This is a genomic window from Rossellomorea sp. DA94, assembly GCF_029834455.1.
In the GTDB taxonomy this organism is placed as follows: Bacteria; Bacillota; Bacilli; order Bacillales; family Bacillaceae_B; genus Rossellomorea; species Rossellomorea vietnamensis.
In genome coordinates, this window is sequence record NZ_CP122397.1 from 1439099 (window position 1) to 1455378 (window position 16280).

Here is a 16280-nt window from a genome sequence, read left to right on the forward strand (position 1 = left end):
ACCTCTTCAATCGTTTGAAAATAATGTGGTTTGGAAGGAAAAAATGATTTTTCCTTTACTCATAAGTAAATATGCTTTGATAGTTGATTGGAACGGAGGGTGCTCGACTCCTGCGGGAAACGCTGGACAGGTGAGACCCCGCAGGCGTAGCCGAGGAGGCTCACCGCCAGCCCCGCGGAAAGCGAGCACCTGTAGCGGAAATCAACCAGCACTCGCTTCTTTAACAGTAAAAATGTTTAATAAACCGCTATTATAAAAAGAATGAAAATTATTTTTAAAAAGTATAATCATTTTATGAACGTTTTTTCTTCATGTACGTCTTATCAATGAACTCACCTGCCGGGGGATAGAAAGGACAGTAAAGGATGGAAGAGAAAAAATGGATTAAGCAAGCGAAAAAAGGGAACCATGAAGCCTTTGCTCTTCTATTTAGAGAACATTACCCCTTTTTAGTGAAGTATTTGATCAAAGTAACGATGAATCGTGATCTGGCAGAAGAGCTTGCTCAGGACACAATGGCTAAATGTGTGGAGAAAATCCATCAATACAACGGGAAATCCAAATTTTCCTCCTGGCTGATCACGATTGCCACCAATCGGTATATCGATCTTCAGCGCAAAAGCAAAAGAGAAAAGGATTGGCAGAGGGAAGAAATGAATGGTAGAAAGCTCAAGTGGGAAATGGAATCTAGAAACGAAGAGTGGAATGATGCATTAGCCGCACTGGGACGACTTTCAGATGAGGCGAGGCTTCCTATCATATTGAAGCACTATTATGGATACTCATACGAAGAGATCGGTCAAATGACGGATCTGCCGCCTGGGACCGTTAAATCCAGGGTCCATCACGGAATTACAAGGATGAGAAAGGAGTTGAAAATAGATGAACAACAAACATGAACAGGATGAACTAAAGGAATTGATAGAGGAAGGCTTTCGGTCCATTGATCGTGAAGTAGATCAAAGTACTCCGTCCCTTCAATGGTTTGAGCAATTGGTCGAGGATCAGCAAGAGCAGTTAAAAGCAAGGTTTAAACGAGATTTGATACTCTTTCTTCTTCTTGCTTGCTGCCTACTGACCGTTTTCTCCCTTACTTTGTTTCAAATGCCGATTCTATTTCTTCTCCTTCAGGTTCTCATTTTCGCAGGAGCTTCGATATTTATTGGATTGACTTATACGAAAAAGGTGAAAAGGACATGACAAGAGAAGAGCTTTATATCTTGCCGATTGTCATTCCCCTTCTTTTGGTCCAAAGCATCTATTTATTCATCGATGCACGTAGGAGTGGACATCAGTATTGGTTCTGGGGGATTTGGGGGCTGATTCAGTGCCCGGTGCCCATCATTTTTTATTTCATATTCGCGAAAAAAGTTTTTAGGAGAAAAGGGGAGAGAAAATCATGATCATTGTAACCACAGATTATGTACCAGGAAAGGAAATCAAGGAATTGAAGGGATTCGTGAGGGGAAGTACGGTACAGGCTAAGCATATCGGAAAGGATATCATTGCAGGTTTAAAGACCATCATCGGCGGTGAAATCAGTGAATACAGCGAACTGATGGAGGAAGCAAGAAAGCAGGCTATTGACCGCATGAAAGCGGAAGCCTCTCAATTAGGAGCGAATGCAGTGGTGGCTGTTCGTCTCGAAACATCCTCCGTCATGCAGAACGCTTCTGAAATCATTGCTTATGGTACGGCGGTCACTGTTGAATGATAAGACTGTAGTGAAATAGAGGAAAGATGGTTACCGAATACAGAAGAAAATCATATAGTATATAGAAAATTATCAATAAAAATAATATTGACACAATTAAGGTCCTGTAGTATGGTTATTAATGGAATAAAAAACGGTAACGAATGGAGGGTTTGTGATGATGAAAGTGAATGGATCTCAAGGAGCAACAGCGGCTTTTCAAATCAATTTCATATCATCACATGACCGGTAACTCCTTAATGATTTCATATGAATTCACGAGCACAGGTTATGTTTATAATCTGTGCTTTTTTATGTCCATTCATGAAGACGGACGTCTATAAGGCACAACAGAATCACCCCCACCTGGGGAATGCGATTCTGACTGTCCTGTGACGTCCGTCTTTTGTATGTTATCGCTTAGCGGTGGACCCAAGGGCACCCTTGATCACACATAGATTATTCATTTATGAAGGAGGAAAAGATGATGGTAATGGTTCAAATGAAGAAGATGATGTCTGCTGTGGAGACAGAAGGCGGATAGTAAAGAAAGTCAACATGGGGAGGTAGACTGGGATGTTTAGTATTTTTAAGAAATTATCATGGTTCTTTATTGAAAATTGGAAAAGGTATACGGTGGCGATCATTCTATTGACGATTGTAGGGATCCTTGATGTGATCCCTCCGAAGCTTGTGGGGAATGCCATCGATGACATTCACCTCGGTGCGATGACCTGGGATGTGGTGGGGAAGTACCTTTGGATGATTGCCGGGATTGCCATCATATCGTATGGGATGACGTATGTGTGGATGTATCAATTGTTTGGTGGGGCCTTTCTCGTTGAAAGGAAGCTGCGCAGTAAATTCATGGGTCACCTCTTAAAGATGACCCCGACGTTCTTTGAGAAGAATCGGACGGGTGATTTAATGGCAAGGGCGACGAATGATTTAAAGGCGATTTCAATCACGGCGGGTTTCGGTGTCCTGACGTTGATCGATTCGAGCGTGTTCATGTTAACGATCCTGTTTACGATGGGGTTTCTCATCAGCTGGAAACTGACGATAGCGGCCGTTTTACCTTTGCCGATCATGGCTTTGTTAATGAAGGTATATGGTGCAAGAATCCATAAACGGTTCACCGAAGCTCAGGATGCATTCGGAGACCTGAATGATAAAGTTCTTGAGTCGATTGCAGGGGTCAGGGTCATCCGGGCTTACGTACAGGAAAGGGCAGATGAAAATCGTTTCGGTGATATGACGGAAGATGTGTATAACAAAAATATCGGTGTTGCGAAGATCGACTCTTTGTTTGAACCGACCATAAAAGTCCTCGTTGGATTAAGTTACTTAATCGGATTGGGTTATGGCGCGTATCTGGTATTCCACCAGAGCATTACCTTGGGACAGCTGGTTTCCTTTAATGTGTATCTGGGAATGTTGATCTGGCCGATGTTTGCAATCGGTGAATTGATCAATGTGATGCAGCGGGGGAATGCATCCCTCGATCGGGTTCAGGAGACACTCGATTATGTCCAGGACGTACAGGATAGAGAAAATCCTAAATCGATCGATTCCCCGGAACAGATCGGATTTAAGGATGTGGACTTCAAATATCCTTCCTCACAGGTACTGAACCTATCCAACATCAATGTGAACATTCATCAAGGAGGAACCCTCGGGATAGTCGGGAAGACAGGAAGCGGTAAGACGACTTTCATCAAGCAGCTTCTCCGTGAATATCCTGCGGGAAGTGGTTCCTTATCCATCGGAGGTATCCCGATTGATGACTTGTCCATTCAGCAGGTAAGGGATTGGATCGGGTATGTCCCACAAGATCATGTTCTTTTTTCCAGAACTGTAAGGGAAAATATTCTATTCGGAAAGCATGATGCAACAGAGGAAGATTTGGAAAAGGCGATAGAATTGGCTGATTTCAAGAAGGACCTCGACATGCTGCCTGATGGGTTGACCACCCTTGTAGGGGAGAAGGGTGTGGCTCTCTCGGGTGGCCAGAAACAACGGATTTCGATTGCAAGAGCCCTCATCAAGAACCCTGAAATCCTTATCCTTGATGACTCATTATCGGCAGTAGATGCCAAGACAGAAGCAAAGATCATAGACAATATACGAACAGAACGTGAAGGAAAAACAACGATTATTACGACTCATCGTCTCTCGGCGGTTCAGCATGCTGACTGGATCATCGTTTTCGAGGATGGGAAAGTGGTAGAAGAAGGGGTACATGAAGTGCTCCTCGGGAATGGCGGTTGGTATAAAGAACAATTTGACCGCCAACAAGTTGAAGATTCCTCACCAGAGGAGGTGGGCGCATGAAAGTCGGAAGAAAACTAACCGAATATGCCCTCATTTATAAGAAAATCATCATAGCTGCCCTCTTGATGCTCAGTGTATCAGTGGCGGCGGAACTTGCCGGTCCATTCATAGCCAAGAAACTGATTGATGATCATATCCTCGGGATTGAATCGACCTGGTATGAAACGGTTGAGGGAAAAGAAGCTGTACCTTATGAGGGTACTTGGTATAAACGTGATCAATATTTCAGTGATGGAGAAACAAAAGGGGAAGACGTCCGTATCCTTCAGGTTGGCAGAGCGTTTTATTTCGTCCCTGCCAACGTTTCCTTTGACGGGGAACGATCGGTGTCATCGGGGGAGATGACGATCACGAAAGGCGGGGAATCAGAAACTTATCCCGCCAAGAAATTAACAGGGGATGAGCTTCTCAAGTTCTATAATCCTGAAATCCCTAGGATCATCCGATTGATTGCCTTTTATTTCGGCTTGCTTGTCGTCGCGGCTTTTTTCCAATACGGCCAGCGGTTTTACCTTCAGAAGGCGGCAAACCGTGTGATACAAAAGATGCGTAATGATGTGTTTCAACACATCCAGAAGCTTCCGATCCGCTATTTCGATAATCTTCCGGCAGGGAAGGTCGTTGCAAGGATCACAAACGACACCGAAGCAATCAGGGACCTGTATGTAACCGTACTATCAACGTTTTTCTCCAGTACGATTTATATTATCGGTATTTACATTGCACTCTTTATCCTTGATTCAAAATTAGCGGCCATCTGCTTGATCCTGATACCGATCCTGGTTGTGTGGACGTATCTTTACCGAATTTATGCGTCGAAATACAATCATATCATCAGATCGAAAGTGAGTGATATCAATGCCATGATCAATGAATCCATACAGGGCATGAACATCATACAGGCTTTCAGCAGGGAGAAGAAAACGAACGAAGAATTCGAAGATCTGAACGAAACCCACTTCAACTATCAAAATAAGCTATTAAGCTTAAATTCAATGACCTCCCATAACCTTGTAGGGGTACTGAGGAATATCACCTTCGTAGCGTTCATATGGTATTTCGGAGGAGCATCGATCGGAGTGGGATCTGCTGTCACCCTCGGCGTCCTTTATGCCTTTGTGGACTACATCAACCGGTTGTTCCAGCCGGTGACAGGGATCGTGAATCAGCTTGCCAATCTTGAACAGGCACTTGTTGCGGGAGAACGGGTTTTCCAGTTGCTTGAAGAGACGGGGACTCCTGTGGAAGATGGTAAAATGAGCAGGTATGACGGGAATGTAAGCTTTGAGCATGTATTCTTTGGATATAAAGAGAATGAATATGTATTGAAAGATATTACGTTTGAAGCGAATAAAGGGGAAACCGTTGCCTTGGTGGGACATACGGGTTCAGGAAAAAGCTCGATCATGAATCTGTTATTCCGTTTCTATGATAGCAATGAAGGGAAAATCCGGATTGATGGAAAAGACATTGTCGATATTCCCTATCAAACGATTCGGGAACATATGGGAATCGTCTTGCAGGATCCTTATTTGTTCACAGGGACGATCGCTTCGAATGTCAGTCTCGATGATCCAAGGATTTCAAGGGAGCAGGTGGAGGCGGCACTCAATGCTGTAGGAGCGGAAAAAGTGTTCAAAAACCTGGAGAATGGATATGATGAACCGGTGATCGAGAAAGGCAGCACCCTTTCATCCGGTCAACGCCAACTGATATCCTTTGCACGTGCATTGGCCTTTAATCCAGCGATCCTGATTCTCGATGAAGCGACATCAAGCATCGATACAGAGACTGAGGCGATCATCCAGGAAGCGATGGAAGTCCTGAAAAAGGGCCGTACGACCTTCATCATCGCTCACAGATTATCCACGATCAAGGAAGCGGATCAAATCCTTGTATTAGATCGAGGCGAAATCGTTGAACGTGGGAATCATGATGAATTAATGAAAAGGCTTGGCCGTTATTATCAAATGTATCAGCTCCAGCAGGGATCAAAAGAGAATCTGGCAGGGTAGAAGAGAAAGGGCATCTGACGATAGTAGTCGGATGCTTTTTCTTTTAAACTTGAAAATATACTGATGTTACGGGGAATTATCCATGTATAAATACAATTTCCTGTTAAGAAAACAGGACTTTCGTGGTATTTTGTCGTTTTAAATCGAAATTTCGTCATTATCAATGTATAATTTAATTGATAAAAAAGTTTCATAAAGGGAGGATCCTAAGATGGGATGGGCAATCGCCATTTTATTTGGGTCAGCAGTTGTGCTGCTCATTTTATCGTTTATTAAAACGACACAAACCAACTCAAAGCTTGAGCAACAGATAGAGCATGTATCGATCAATGTTTTGAATGAGGTGCATGGACTGGAAATGCAATTAAGAAATATTCAACTGGATGCGGAAATCACTGCTCAACAGGCAGGGGCTGCACCCGCTGAATCAGAAGAACGAGAGATGCTTCGTGAAATGTTAGATTTGTATAAAAGAGGCTATTCCATTGAAAGCATTGCAGGTAAAACAAAGCTTAAGCCTAATGAAGTGGAGCATATGCTTGCGCCATTTATGGCTCAAAAGGGTGAAAGGAGCTTAGTGGCACAATGACAGTGACATCGAATTCATTGCGGAGCTTTGCTGGAGGGATCTTGATCGCCACCTCTTTGATTGGGGCTGTGTATCTTTTCGGTCCTTCTGAAGCAAGCAGTACCGGAAAAGAAGAACCTGCTGAAGTGCAAAAGCTGACAGAGGATGAAATGGTGAAGAAGCTGACTTCAAAAGGCTATGTCATACATACTGAAGACCAGTGGAACAAGCAGCTGAAAGCCATGAATGAAAATCAAGAAGAGAAAGCATCGGATAAGAAAGATGACGGCAAGGTGGTCTACAAAACGATGCTCACCGTTTCTACCGGTATGACAAGCATCGACGTAGGAAACGCTTTGGAACAAGCCAATATCATAAAAGATGGGTTGGATTTCTATAAAGAGGTAGAAAAGCGGGGGCTTGAGAACGAGCTGCGCCCAGGTACCTTTGATGTCGAAAGTGGAATGACCACGGACGAAATCATTTCGGCCATCTTTAAATAATAGGAAAACGGGACTGCTATCAGTCCCGTTTTTTTATCCCATACTCAATAACAGATCCCGACCCGGCTTTTGATGAAGGACAGGTCTGACAGTTGTTTGTATATGAAATCTCCTGTGTCGTACTTGGAAATGCTGCTACCGCCTTCTGGAAGTACATCTCTTTCCGTTCGATAATTCCCGATCCGTTCCCCATCCGGCAAATAAGTGGGGCAAACGATGGTCCAGTCCATTTCGGATGCCTGAAGCATGAGAAAGGCCCTTAGGTGGTCTTCGGCCGCGGTTGTGCTTCTCCGTTTCGATTCACTCGACTGAAAACGGTAAAGACCATCCTCCGACCTCGCCTGGAGGATGCCCGCCGTCCCGCACGTAATGATCCGTTTTACCCCATAGCTTCTCATGGCTTTTAACAGGATCGGCATGCTTTTTGTGAGTACATCCTCCTTATCTGTATTCAGGCAGCTGACCACGGCCTCCGAGCCTTCGATGGTCTTCATCACATCTCCTTCGTTCAACACATCCCCGATTATTTCCGTGCCGGGAGCGTCCTGTCCGCTGCCTCTCCGTACCAATCGATTTACTTCATATTCTGATATAGCCCGTTGAAAGACGACGGAACCAACTCGGCCCGTACTGCCGAATAAAGCAATTTTCATATCGTGCCCTCCTATTTTTCTTTAAAATTAGTGTAACGTATAATCGGAAATTTTTACATGTTTGTGTATTCAAGGATACATACTAAAGACGTGAAAAAAAACTCGGGTAGGAAACTTTTATGTTGACTTATCTCTGGTAACGTTTTATGATGACATTCGTAACAAATTTAAATCCGATAAGAATAGTGGGGGTTATACAATGAAAAAGTGGAAATTATCCATCATCATGCTAATCGCTTTATCCATGGTATTAGCTGCATGTGGTCAATCTAAAGATAAAGAAGAATCAAACGGTGATTCGAAAGAGACATCCCTTTTCGATAAGGTAAAGGAAGATGGAGAATTACTTGTCGGGACGGAAGGTACATATCCTCCTTTCACATTCCATGACGAATCAGGAAAGCTGACCGGGTTTGACGTAGAAATCGCCCGTGAAGTAGCGAAGCGACTCGGTGTCGAAGCGGAATTCCAGGAAACACAATGGGATGCAATGTTTGAAGGTTTGAATTCCAAGCGTTTCGATATGATTGCAAACCAGGTGGGAATTCGTGAAGACCGTGAGAAGAAATATGATTTCTCTAAACCCTATATTGAATCAAGTGCAGTAGTGGTTGTATCGAAAGACAACAAAGATGTTACTTCATTTGAGGACATCAAAGGATTGACTTCTGCTCAATCCCTGACTAGTAACTACCGCGATATCGCTGAAAAAAATGGTGCGAAAATTCAAGGGGTGGAAGGTCTGTCACAATCCATCCAATTACTTGAGCAAGGCCGAGTGGATGTAACAGTGAATGATAAGATTTCAATCCTTGATTACCTGAAGAAACAGCCGAATGCCAATGTGAAAATTGCCGCAGAAGCTGAAGACGCTGGTCAAAGTGGCCTGATGTTCCGTAAAGGCAATGACAAGCTGGTAGAAGAAGTGAATAAAGCGTTAGAGGAAATGATGGAAGACGGTACGTACAAAGAGATCTCTGATAAGTGGTTCGGAGAAGATGTATCTCCTAAGTAGCATTTACCAGGATCCTCAAGCAATGATTGATATTTTGCAAAGCTCCCTGCTTCCGATGTTAGAGGGGGCTTTGTATTATTCTATACCTCTAACGCTCATTTCATTTGCTTTAGGGATGATCCTGGCTGTTCTGACTGCTCTTGCCCGTCTGTCAAATATATCAATCTTACGTGGGATTGCAAGGTTTTATGTATCTGCGATAAGAGGGACCCCTTTACTCGTTCAATTATTTATCATTTTCTATGGGTTACCTACTTTGGGAATCAAGTTCGATCCGTTCCCTTCTGCCATCATCGCTTTCTCATTAAATAAAGGTGCATATTCGTCCGAAATCGTCCGTGCCGCGATTCAATCGATCCCGAAAGGACAATGGGAAGCCGGCTATTCCATCGGCATGACGTATTCTCAAGCTTTAAAGAGAATCATCCTGCCGCAGGCAACACGGGTATCCATTCCTCCGTTATCCAATTCTTTCATCAGTCTGGTGAAGGATACGTCACTTGCTTCCTTGATTCTAGTGACGGAAATGTTCAGGAAGGCACAGGAAATTGCGGCTACCAACTATGAGTTTTTACTTATGTACATGGAAGCAGCGCTGCTTTACTGGGTCATCTGCTTTATTTTATCCATTATACAAGGTCGTATAGAGAACCGACTGGATCGGTACATTGCCAAGTAATATAAAAGGAGATTGAACATGATTTCCATTAAAGGATTAACAAAACGATTTGATCAGTTAGAAGTATTAAAAGGTATGAATGTAGAAGTCGAAAAAGGACAGGTCATCGTCCTGATCGGTCCTTCTGGTTCAGGAAAGACAACGTTCCTCCGCTGCTTGAATGCCCTTGAAATCCCGAATGACGGTACTGTTTCGATAGGCGGTTCCACCGTTGATTTCAATAAAAAGGTAACCAAACAGGAGCTTATCAACCTAAGAAGAAAAACAGGGATGGTATTTCAGAACTATAATCTGTTCCCTCACATGACTGCACTCGAAAACGTCATGGAAGGACCGACCGTTGTACAGAAACGAAAAAAATCCGAGATGCGCGAAAAGGCCATCAAACTGCTTGAAAAAGTCGGTCTTGGTGATAAGATTGATTATTATCCATTCCAGCTTTCAGGTGGGCAGCAGCAGAGGGTCGGCATTGCTAGGGCCCTCGCCATCGAGCCGGAAGTGATGCTCTTCGACGAGCCCACTTCAGCGCTTGATCCCGAACTGGTTGGCGAGGTATTGAAAGTCATGAAAGACCTTGCCGAAGAGGGGATGACCATGGTCGTCGTCACCCATGAAATGAGATTTGCCCAAGAAGCGGCCGATAAGGTCATCTTCATGGATGGGGGCTATATCGTCGAAGAAGGTCCTCCACAGGAAGTGTTTGAAAATCCAAAGAATGAACGTACGAAGCAATTCCTTAACTTAATACAATAAAGTGAGAAGATGAATGGGCGTGGGCTCATTCATCTTTTTTTAGGTTTTATTCATATCGTCAGCTAAATCTAATAAACTTTTCACAAAAAGGTTAGAGGGAACGTTTTAGTGGAAATATGGTAGTAGTTGGATCATTTACAGGGAGGAATGACAATGGAATACCGTATTGAACGTGACACGATAGGAGAAATGAAGGTACCAAAGGAAAAATATTGGGGGGCTCAGACTCAACGGAGTAAGGAAAACTTCCAGATCGGTACTGAGAAGATGCCCATTGAGGTTACATATGCCTTTGCACAGTTGAAAAAAGCGGCTGCAGTCGTCAATCATTCATTCGGAAAGCTTCCTGAAGGGAAGATGAGGGCGATTGGAAAGGCATGTGATGAGATTTTGGAAGGGAAGTGGGATGACCATTTTCCACTGGTCGTATGGCAGACGGGAAGCGGTACACAGTCCAATATGAATGTAAATGAAGTAGTGGCTTATCGAGCCAATGAACTTCTCGGAGAAAATGGCTCTGAGGAGAGGGTCCATCCCAACGATGATGTGAACATGTCTCAAAGTTCCAATGATACATTCCCGACGGCCATGCACGTAGCGGCGTATCAGGAAATCGAATCCAAGCTGTTTCCCGTGCTTCAGGAATTCATTGCAACATTGAAAGAGAAAGAGGATCAATTTCAGGATATTATAAAAATCGGCCGTACCCATCTTCAGGATGCTACGCCGTTGACTCTCGGGCAGGAAATCAGTGGATGGCGTTCCATGATGGAAAAATCCTATAGCATGACAAGGGAAAGTGTACAGCGCTTGGTCAATCTTGCCATCGGGGGAACGGCAGTAGGAACGGGGATCAATGCAGATCCGACCTTTGGCAGCAAGGTTGCGGCCCAATTAGAAGTACAGACAGGCATCAAGTTTGCTTCATCTGATAATAAGTTTCATGCCCTGACATCCCATGATGAAATCGTGTACGTCCACGGTGCCATTAAGGCATTGGCAGCAGATCTTATGAAAATTGCGAATGACGTCAGATGGCTTTCAAGCGGTCCCCGAAGCGGCATAGGAGAAATGACGATACCTGCCAATGAACCAGGCAGCTCCATCATGCCGGGGAAAGTGAACCCGACACAAAGTGAAGCCGTGACCATGGTCGCGACCCAAGTCTTCGGAAACGATGCAGCCATAGGTTTTGCCGCCAGTCAGGGGAACTTCGAGCTGAATGTTTTCAAACCGGTCATCATCTATAATATGATGCAATCCGTTAGGCTGCTTTCAGATGGAATAAAATCCTTCAACGATAAATGTGTAAAGGGACTAGAGGCGAATCGTGACGTCATTGAAGACTTTGTGCAAAGATCCCTCATGCTCGTTACCGCTTTAAATCCCCACATCGGTTATGAGAAGGCGGCAGAAATTGCGAAGAAGGCCCATCAAGAAGGATCAACATTGAAAGAAGCGGCCCTCAAGTCAGGCTATTTGACAGAAGAACAGTATGATAAATGGATCGATCCGGCAGCTATGGTTCATAATAAATGATGGGAAAGCATGGACTGGAAACTATTTAAGACATAATGAAACTCCCGGCCTAAAAGACCGGGAGTTTTATCCAATCATATTAAATTGGTGATTATTTTTGGTACCCGCCACCGATTTGTTGTTCAGCCATTTGAACCAGGCGTTTAGTAATTTCTCCACCTACAGAACCGTTAGCACGAGCTGTTGCATCTGGTCCTAATTGTACGCCAAATTCAGAAGCGATTTCGTACTTCATTTGGTCGATTGCTTGTTGAGCTCCTGGAGCTACTAGTTGGTTAGATGAATTGCTGCGAGATTGTTGCTGTTGCATAATCTGTCATCTCCTTAGAATGTATAAGTTTTTTTGGTTGGGTTAGCTGGGATTGCACCAGCACGCTATTCCATGAGCGACCATCTTCATATGGTGTAACCCATCGAGTGGGGTTTAGTGAAGGCTTGTTGCTGCCTTGTTACTAGGTATTATGGTTTCTCTGAAGAATTATATTCAAGGGGATGACAGGGAATTTATTCCTATTAAATCCCTGCAAGTTTTCTACATAAATCACCATGATTGTAAAAAGGATAACACTATACAAAGATTTAGATTGAAAGTATGGTGACACATCATGAAAGCTTGCGCATTATGTAACGGGATCGTTGAATACAGGGGACTTTGCAAGAAGTGTGGAGACTCGACAACGGATCAGGGTAGATATTATGATTTTTACGATGAGTATAGTGCGTATATGGATATACAGCACGTGCAATTAGCCGACGGCATTCCGAATAGCAGCTGCTCTGATACCTGCCTTCATCTTTTTACATGCATCCGGTGTGGAGATGAGGAAGGGAAAAGTATAGACCTGACGGAATTTTAATAAAGAATGGCGCACCCTAAAAACAGGGTGCGCCATTTTCTTTTCTACTTATCGGATCCTTGACTCAGATTCTGAATCAAAGAAATGAGCTTTGTTCATATCGAATGCAAGATCGATCGTTTGACCTGCAACGATATCTGTACGGGAGTCAACGCGGGCTACAAACTCTTGTCCTTCTAATTGAGAATACAGCATCGTTTCAGCACCCGTTAATTCAGATACTTCAATCTTCGCCGTGATTTTCGCCCCTTGAGCAGTATCCAGGAAAAGAGGTTCGTCATGAATATCTTCAGGACGTACACCAAGGATGATGCTCTTTCCTACATGTCCTTGTTCGCGAAGCACTTTCATTTTTCCTTCCGGTACAGACACTTTCGTATTGCCGATGACGAATTTCCCATCTTCCAGGGATCCGTGGAAGAAGTTCATGGCAGGTGATCCGATGAATCCGCCTACGAAGACATTTTCCGGTTTATCATATACTTCTTTAGGAGAACCGACTTGTTGAATAACACCGTCTTTCATGACAACGATACGTGTGGCCATCGTCATCGCTTCTGTCTGATCATGTGTTACGTAGATCGTTGTTGTTTGTAAACGTTGGTGAAGCTTGGCAATTTCAGCACGCATCTGTACACGAAGCTTAGCATCAAGATTGGATAAAGGCTCATCCATCAAGAATACTTTCGCATCACGGACGATGGCACGGCCAAGTGCTACACGCTGACGCTGACCACCTGATAAAGCTTTAGGTTTCCGGTCGAGCAGTGCTTCAAGACCGAGGATCTTGGCCGCTTCCTGTACGCGACGGTCAATTTCCTGTTTATCGAACTTACGCAGTTTAAGACCGAATGCCATATTATCATACACACTCATATGAGGGTATAAGGCGTAGTTCTGGAACACCATAGCGATATCACGGTCTTTAGGCGCAACATCATTTACGCGCTTTCCGTCAATGGAGAAATCCCCTTTGGATATTTCTTCGAGTCCGGCGATCATACGAAGGGTAGTGGATTTCCCACATCCCGATGGTCCAACAAATACGATGAATTCTTTATCTTGAATGTGAAGGTTAAAGTCATTTACCGCCGTTACCTTACTATCATAAATCTTGTGGATATGTTCTAATTTTAATTCAGCCACTTCATTTCTCCTCCTTGTAATGCAATCGTTTTCATCTATAGATTCATTGTAGAGAAAGCGGATTCAAAACGATATGGTCAACCTGCACAAAGTTGCCTAAACATTATTGGGCAGGTTGTCAGATTGGAAGCTTAAACAGGCAAAGTAGGCAAGGATCCCACCTTGAAAGCTTTTAATATCTATATTTGTTTTTTCAATAAACTTATCAATCCGGTACTGGACGCTGTTCCGATGCATGAATAATGTTTTGGCGGTCTGACTGATATTGGATTGATTCTCTAGAAATGCCCGGATGGTGTGAATTTGTTCAGGATCTTCTGAAAAGAAGTCGGCGACCTTTTTAAAGAAATGCTCCTCCCACTCATGTGGAAAGTGGTGGAGGATGAATTCAGGCAGAACCGTCACGGCCGACTGGATGAATGCCTGCTTATGAATGGTTCCCGAAAACGAAAATAGCTCACGCTCATGGGCAAAAAAAGCAGGGAAATGTGAATCTGCATCATGAAACTGCCCAATGTAAAAAGAAGGACTGACAAAGAAATCCGATTCAATGACATGGGAAATCGACTGCAGCTGTTCCTCATCCATCATCCACTCATGCTTCCTTTCTATAAGTAGTCCCATGCGATCTGTAAGGAAAACGAGGATGGTCCCGTGTGGTAATAAATGTTGGAATGCTTCTCTCAGTTGAAGCTGTTCCCTGCCTTCCTTCAGACTGAATTGAATGATGCGGAACTCTCCATCATGCATGGAGGGGACCGGCCCGTTCTCCAATAAGTATTGGTACCACTCAGCGGAATCGGGAGAATCATTCACGCTTCCTGGTGAAGGGGTGATCTCTTGAAACAAGCAATATAATAAATCCAGTTCCGGCTGGGAGATTTCTGATTGATCGATCCCTATATATTCATCTTCCTGTTCGTTCGTAAACCAGACTTTCGTAGATTCAAGGCTTGTGGGATAATGGTGCTGAATGATGGCGCCAGGATATTTTTTACGTAAAGATGTAAACATGTGATCCCTCTTTGTTCATTATTATAGTAAAAAAGGTTATAATGACATTGTACTGAAATAGCTGGAGTAATCAAAGAGTGCATGATTGCAAAAGTACAATAATTTTAATACTATTGTACAATGAATAATTCTTATGGGGTGTCCTGAATGGAATATACGAAAGAAGTTACGAATCGAATGAAACGTCTTGAAGGTCAGGTCCGTGGTGTATTGAAAATGATGGAGGATGAGAAACATTGTAAGGATGTTGTGACTCAACTATCAGCCGTTCGAACTGCTGTTGACCGGACAATCGGCCTCATCGTGGCAAAGAATCTGGAAGCGTGCATACGCGAGTCAGAAGAAGAGGGCATAAAGGCGGAAGATGCGATCCAGGAAGCTGTCAATATGCTCGTGAAAAGTCGATAAAAGGTAAAAAGCTGCCAAAGGGAAGATTCCTGATTGGCAGCTTTTTTTGTCCATATTATCTTGGGGGCTCTTCGTAGTCTGTGATTTCGATCGCTTCTTCGATGTTGGTGGTGTTTTCCCTCATGTGGACGGAACCTCCGGACATCCCTTCGTTGATGAAACGGTCGACATCCAGGAATGCTTTTTCTTTTCCTTCGTAATTCGTATCAGGAAGGAATTGATCGTTCTTATTTTCTTTTTTCATTCTCATCAGCCTCCTTTCTTTAGTTTTAGAAAGGGGGCTGAAGTTATGCATGGAGCAGGATTAAATTCTTCCGGACAAGGGTATTATGTAATTTGCATCACTCATAAACATGGAATAGCATCAGTTCATGCAACTGCTTCTTAAGGGTCTCTTCCTTGTCAGAGGGAGGATTTGGGCCGGTCCATTCAATCCTTCCGTCTTTATGGTATGTTCCTGTATATTTCGTCCCGCTGAAATAAAAGGAAAACGTCCAGCCCGGGAGCTGTTTATTTTCGTACATGTTCTTAAATTGAAAATGTTGGATCATCATTGGTCACCTCCATTCCTATTGTAAACGTTTTAACCCGGGCTGTGTAGGACCGGCCGTGAAATGTATCATAAATGGAAGTCTTCTCTAATAGAATTTACTGAAGAGATAGGGGAGGGACGAAGGATGAATTCGTTTATTCGTGATTTAGAGAAGGCGATCAGTGATGAATGGACAGGTTATTATTTCTATAAAGAGCTAAAAGCACGGACCAATAACCCATTGTACGTAGAGTTTATTGAACATGCTCAAAAAGACGAAAAAGAACATTATGAAATGTTTCAATATCTTCATTATTTATTGACGGGAGAGTATTATGAGCACAAGAAAGAGAAGGTGGGGTTCACCACTTTCAAGGAAGGGGTGCTCCGCGCACTGAAGGATGAACTGGAGGGTGCGGAGTTTTACCGGGATATGCTCCTGGAGATTCCCAATCAGCAGGCATATAAACCGCTATTTATTGCCATGACAGATGAACAGGAACATGCAACCAGGTTTTCAACCATTTATAATTCCTTACGATAAGCGATAAAGAAAAAGGTTGAACCTTGT

At 43.6% G+C, this 16280-nt stretch carries 20 protein-coding genes; 14 read left to right on the forward strand and 6 right to left on the reverse strand.

All coding sequences use genetic code 11. The features are described from left to right. Positions 1-365 precede the first annotated feature (365 nt). From sigY to P8596_RS07635, 7 genes are all read left to right on the forward strand, one after another. Complete coding sequence (gene sigY, locus P8596_RS07600) at positions 366-899, forward strand: RNA polymerase sigma factor SigY (protein ID WP_254653532.1); 534 nt, start codon at positions 366-368, stop codon at positions 897-899. Next, entirely contained in the window at positions 883-1200 is a 318-nt protein-coding gene (locus P8596_RS07605) for a YxlC family protein (protein ID WP_279726526.1), read from the forward strand. Before sigY ends, P8596_RS07605 begins: the two co-directional genes overlap by 17 nt. Positions 1201-1399: 199 nt before the next feature. Then, positions 1400-1714, forward strand: coding sequence for a YbjQ family protein (locus tag P8596_RS07615; protein ID WP_061811091.1), 315 nt, complete (start codon positions 1400-1402; stop codon positions 1712-1714). 555 nt (positions 1715-2269) lie between these two features. Next, positions 2270-4027 carry an ABC transporter ATP-binding protein gene (locus tag P8596_RS07620; protein ID WP_061811092.1) on the forward strand — a complete coding sequence of 586 codons (1758 nt, stop codon included), beginning with the start codon at positions 2270-2272 and terminating at the stop codon, positions 4025-4027. After that, positions 4024-6042 (forward strand): ABC transporter ATP-binding protein, encoded by a 2019-nt coding sequence (locus P8596_RS07625; protein WP_279726527.1) that lies wholly within the window; start codon positions 4024-4026, stop codon positions 6040-6042. Before P8596_RS07620 ends, P8596_RS07625 begins: the two co-directional genes overlap by 4 nt. 211 nt (positions 6043-6253) lie before the next feature. Continuing rightward, positions 6254-6631, forward strand: coding sequence for a hypothetical protein (locus P8596_RS07630; protein ID WP_279726529.1), 378 nt, complete (start codon positions 6254-6256; stop codon positions 6629-6631). Then, entirely contained in the window at positions 6628-7113 is a 486-nt protein-coding gene (locus tag P8596_RS07635; RefSeq protein ID WP_224520553.1) for an endolytic transglycosylase MltG, read from the forward strand. The genes P8596_RS07630 and P8596_RS07635 overlap by 4 nt, the downstream gene beginning before the upstream one ends. Before the next feature lie 44 nt (positions 7114-7157). On the opposite strand, the gene P8596_RS07640 is transcribed toward P8596_RS07635, so the two are convergent. Then, positions 7158-7766: an NAD(P)-dependent oxidoreductase gene (locus P8596_RS07640; protein WP_254653535.1), complete on the reverse strand. Its 609-nt coding sequence runs from the start codon at positions 7764-7766 to the stop codon at positions 7158-7160. 199 nt (positions 7767-7965) lie between these two features. On the opposite strand from P8596_RS07640, the gene P8596_RS07645 reads away from it, so the two are divergent. The 4 genes from P8596_RS07645 (at position 7966) to fumC (ending at position 11752) form a co-directional block, all read left to right on the forward strand. Then, entirely contained in the window at positions 7966-8781 is an 816-nt protein-coding gene (locus P8596_RS07645) for an amino acid ABC transporter substrate-binding protein (protein ID WP_279726531.1), read from the forward strand. Next, positions 8765-9460, forward strand: coding sequence for an amino acid ABC transporter permease (locus P8596_RS07650; protein ID WP_261751510.1), 696 nt, complete (start codon positions 8765-8767; stop codon positions 9458-9460). Before P8596_RS07645 ends, P8596_RS07650 begins: the two co-directional genes overlap by 17 nt. 18 nt (positions 9461-9478) lie before the next feature. Then, on the forward strand, positions 9479-10213 hold the full coding sequence (locus P8596_RS07655; RefSeq protein WP_061811098.1) for an amino acid ABC transporter ATP-binding protein: 735 nt from the start codon (positions 9479-9481) through the stop codon (positions 10211-10213). A 153-nt stretch (positions 10214-10366) separates the two neighbouring features. Next, positions 10367-11752 (forward strand): class II fumarate hydratase, encoded by a 1386-nt coding sequence (gene fumC / locus P8596_RS07660; protein WP_061811099.1) that lies wholly within the window; start codon positions 10367-10369, stop codon positions 11750-11752. A 91-nt stretch (positions 11753-11843) separates the two neighbouring features. On the opposite strand, the gene P8596_RS07665 is transcribed toward fumC, so the two are convergent. Next, positions 11844-12062, reverse strand: a complete 219-nt coding sequence (locus P8596_RS07665; RefSeq protein WP_034763234.1) for an alpha/beta-type small acid-soluble spore protein — start codon at positions 12060-12062, stop codon at positions 11844-11846. A 295-nt stretch (positions 12063-12357) separates the two neighbouring features. On the opposite strand from P8596_RS07665, the gene P8596_RS07670 reads away from it, so the two are divergent. After that, positions 12358-12609 (forward strand): hypothetical protein, encoded by a 252-nt coding sequence (locus tag P8596_RS07670; RefSeq protein ID WP_156477355.1) that lies wholly within the window; start codon positions 12358-12360, stop codon positions 12607-12609. 48 nt (positions 12610-12657) lie between these two features. Here the strand turns inward: P8596_RS07670 and P8596_RS07675 are convergent, their stop codons facing one another. Both P8596_RS07675 and P8596_RS07680 read right to left on the reverse strand, forming a co-directional pair. Further along, positions 12658-13755 carry an ABC transporter ATP-binding protein gene (locus tag P8596_RS07675; protein ID WP_034763235.1) on the reverse strand — a complete coding sequence of 366 codons (1098 nt, stop codon included), beginning with the start codon at positions 13753-13755 and terminating at the stop codon, positions 12658-12660. 96 nt (positions 13756-13851) lie between these two features. Continuing rightward, positions 13852-14769 (reverse strand): PucR family transcriptional regulator, encoded by a 918-nt coding sequence (locus tag P8596_RS07680; RefSeq protein WP_061811100.1) that lies wholly within the window; start codon positions 14767-14769, stop codon positions 13852-13854. A 147-nt stretch (positions 14770-14916) separates the two neighbouring features. On the opposite strand from P8596_RS07680, the gene P8596_RS07685 reads away from it, so the two are divergent. Continuing rightward, positions 14917-15177 (forward strand): metal-sensitive transcriptional regulator, encoded by a 261-nt coding sequence (locus P8596_RS07685; protein WP_034763238.1) that lies wholly within the window; start codon positions 14917-14919, stop codon positions 15175-15177. Positions 15178-15232: 55 nt separating this feature from the next. Here the strand turns inward: P8596_RS07685 and P8596_RS07690 are convergent, their stop codons facing one another. Further along, positions 15233-15421: a hypothetical protein gene (locus tag P8596_RS07690; protein WP_034763239.1), complete on the reverse strand. Its 189-nt coding sequence runs from the start codon at positions 15419-15421 to the stop codon at positions 15233-15235. Positions 15422-15518: 97 nt separating this feature from the next. After that, positions 15519-15728, reverse strand: a complete 210-nt coding sequence (locus P8596_RS07695; RefSeq protein ID WP_061811107.1) for a YheE family protein — start codon at positions 15726-15728, stop codon at positions 15519-15521. A gap of 126 nt (positions 15729-15854) precedes the next feature. Between P8596_RS07695 and P8596_RS07700 the strand changes: the two genes are divergently transcribed. Continuing rightward, positions 15855-16253, forward strand: a complete 399-nt coding sequence (locus P8596_RS07700) for a ferritin-like domain-containing protein (RefSeq protein WP_060670520.1) — start codon at positions 15855-15857, stop codon at positions 16251-16253. Positions 16254-16280: the final 27 nt, after the last annotated feature.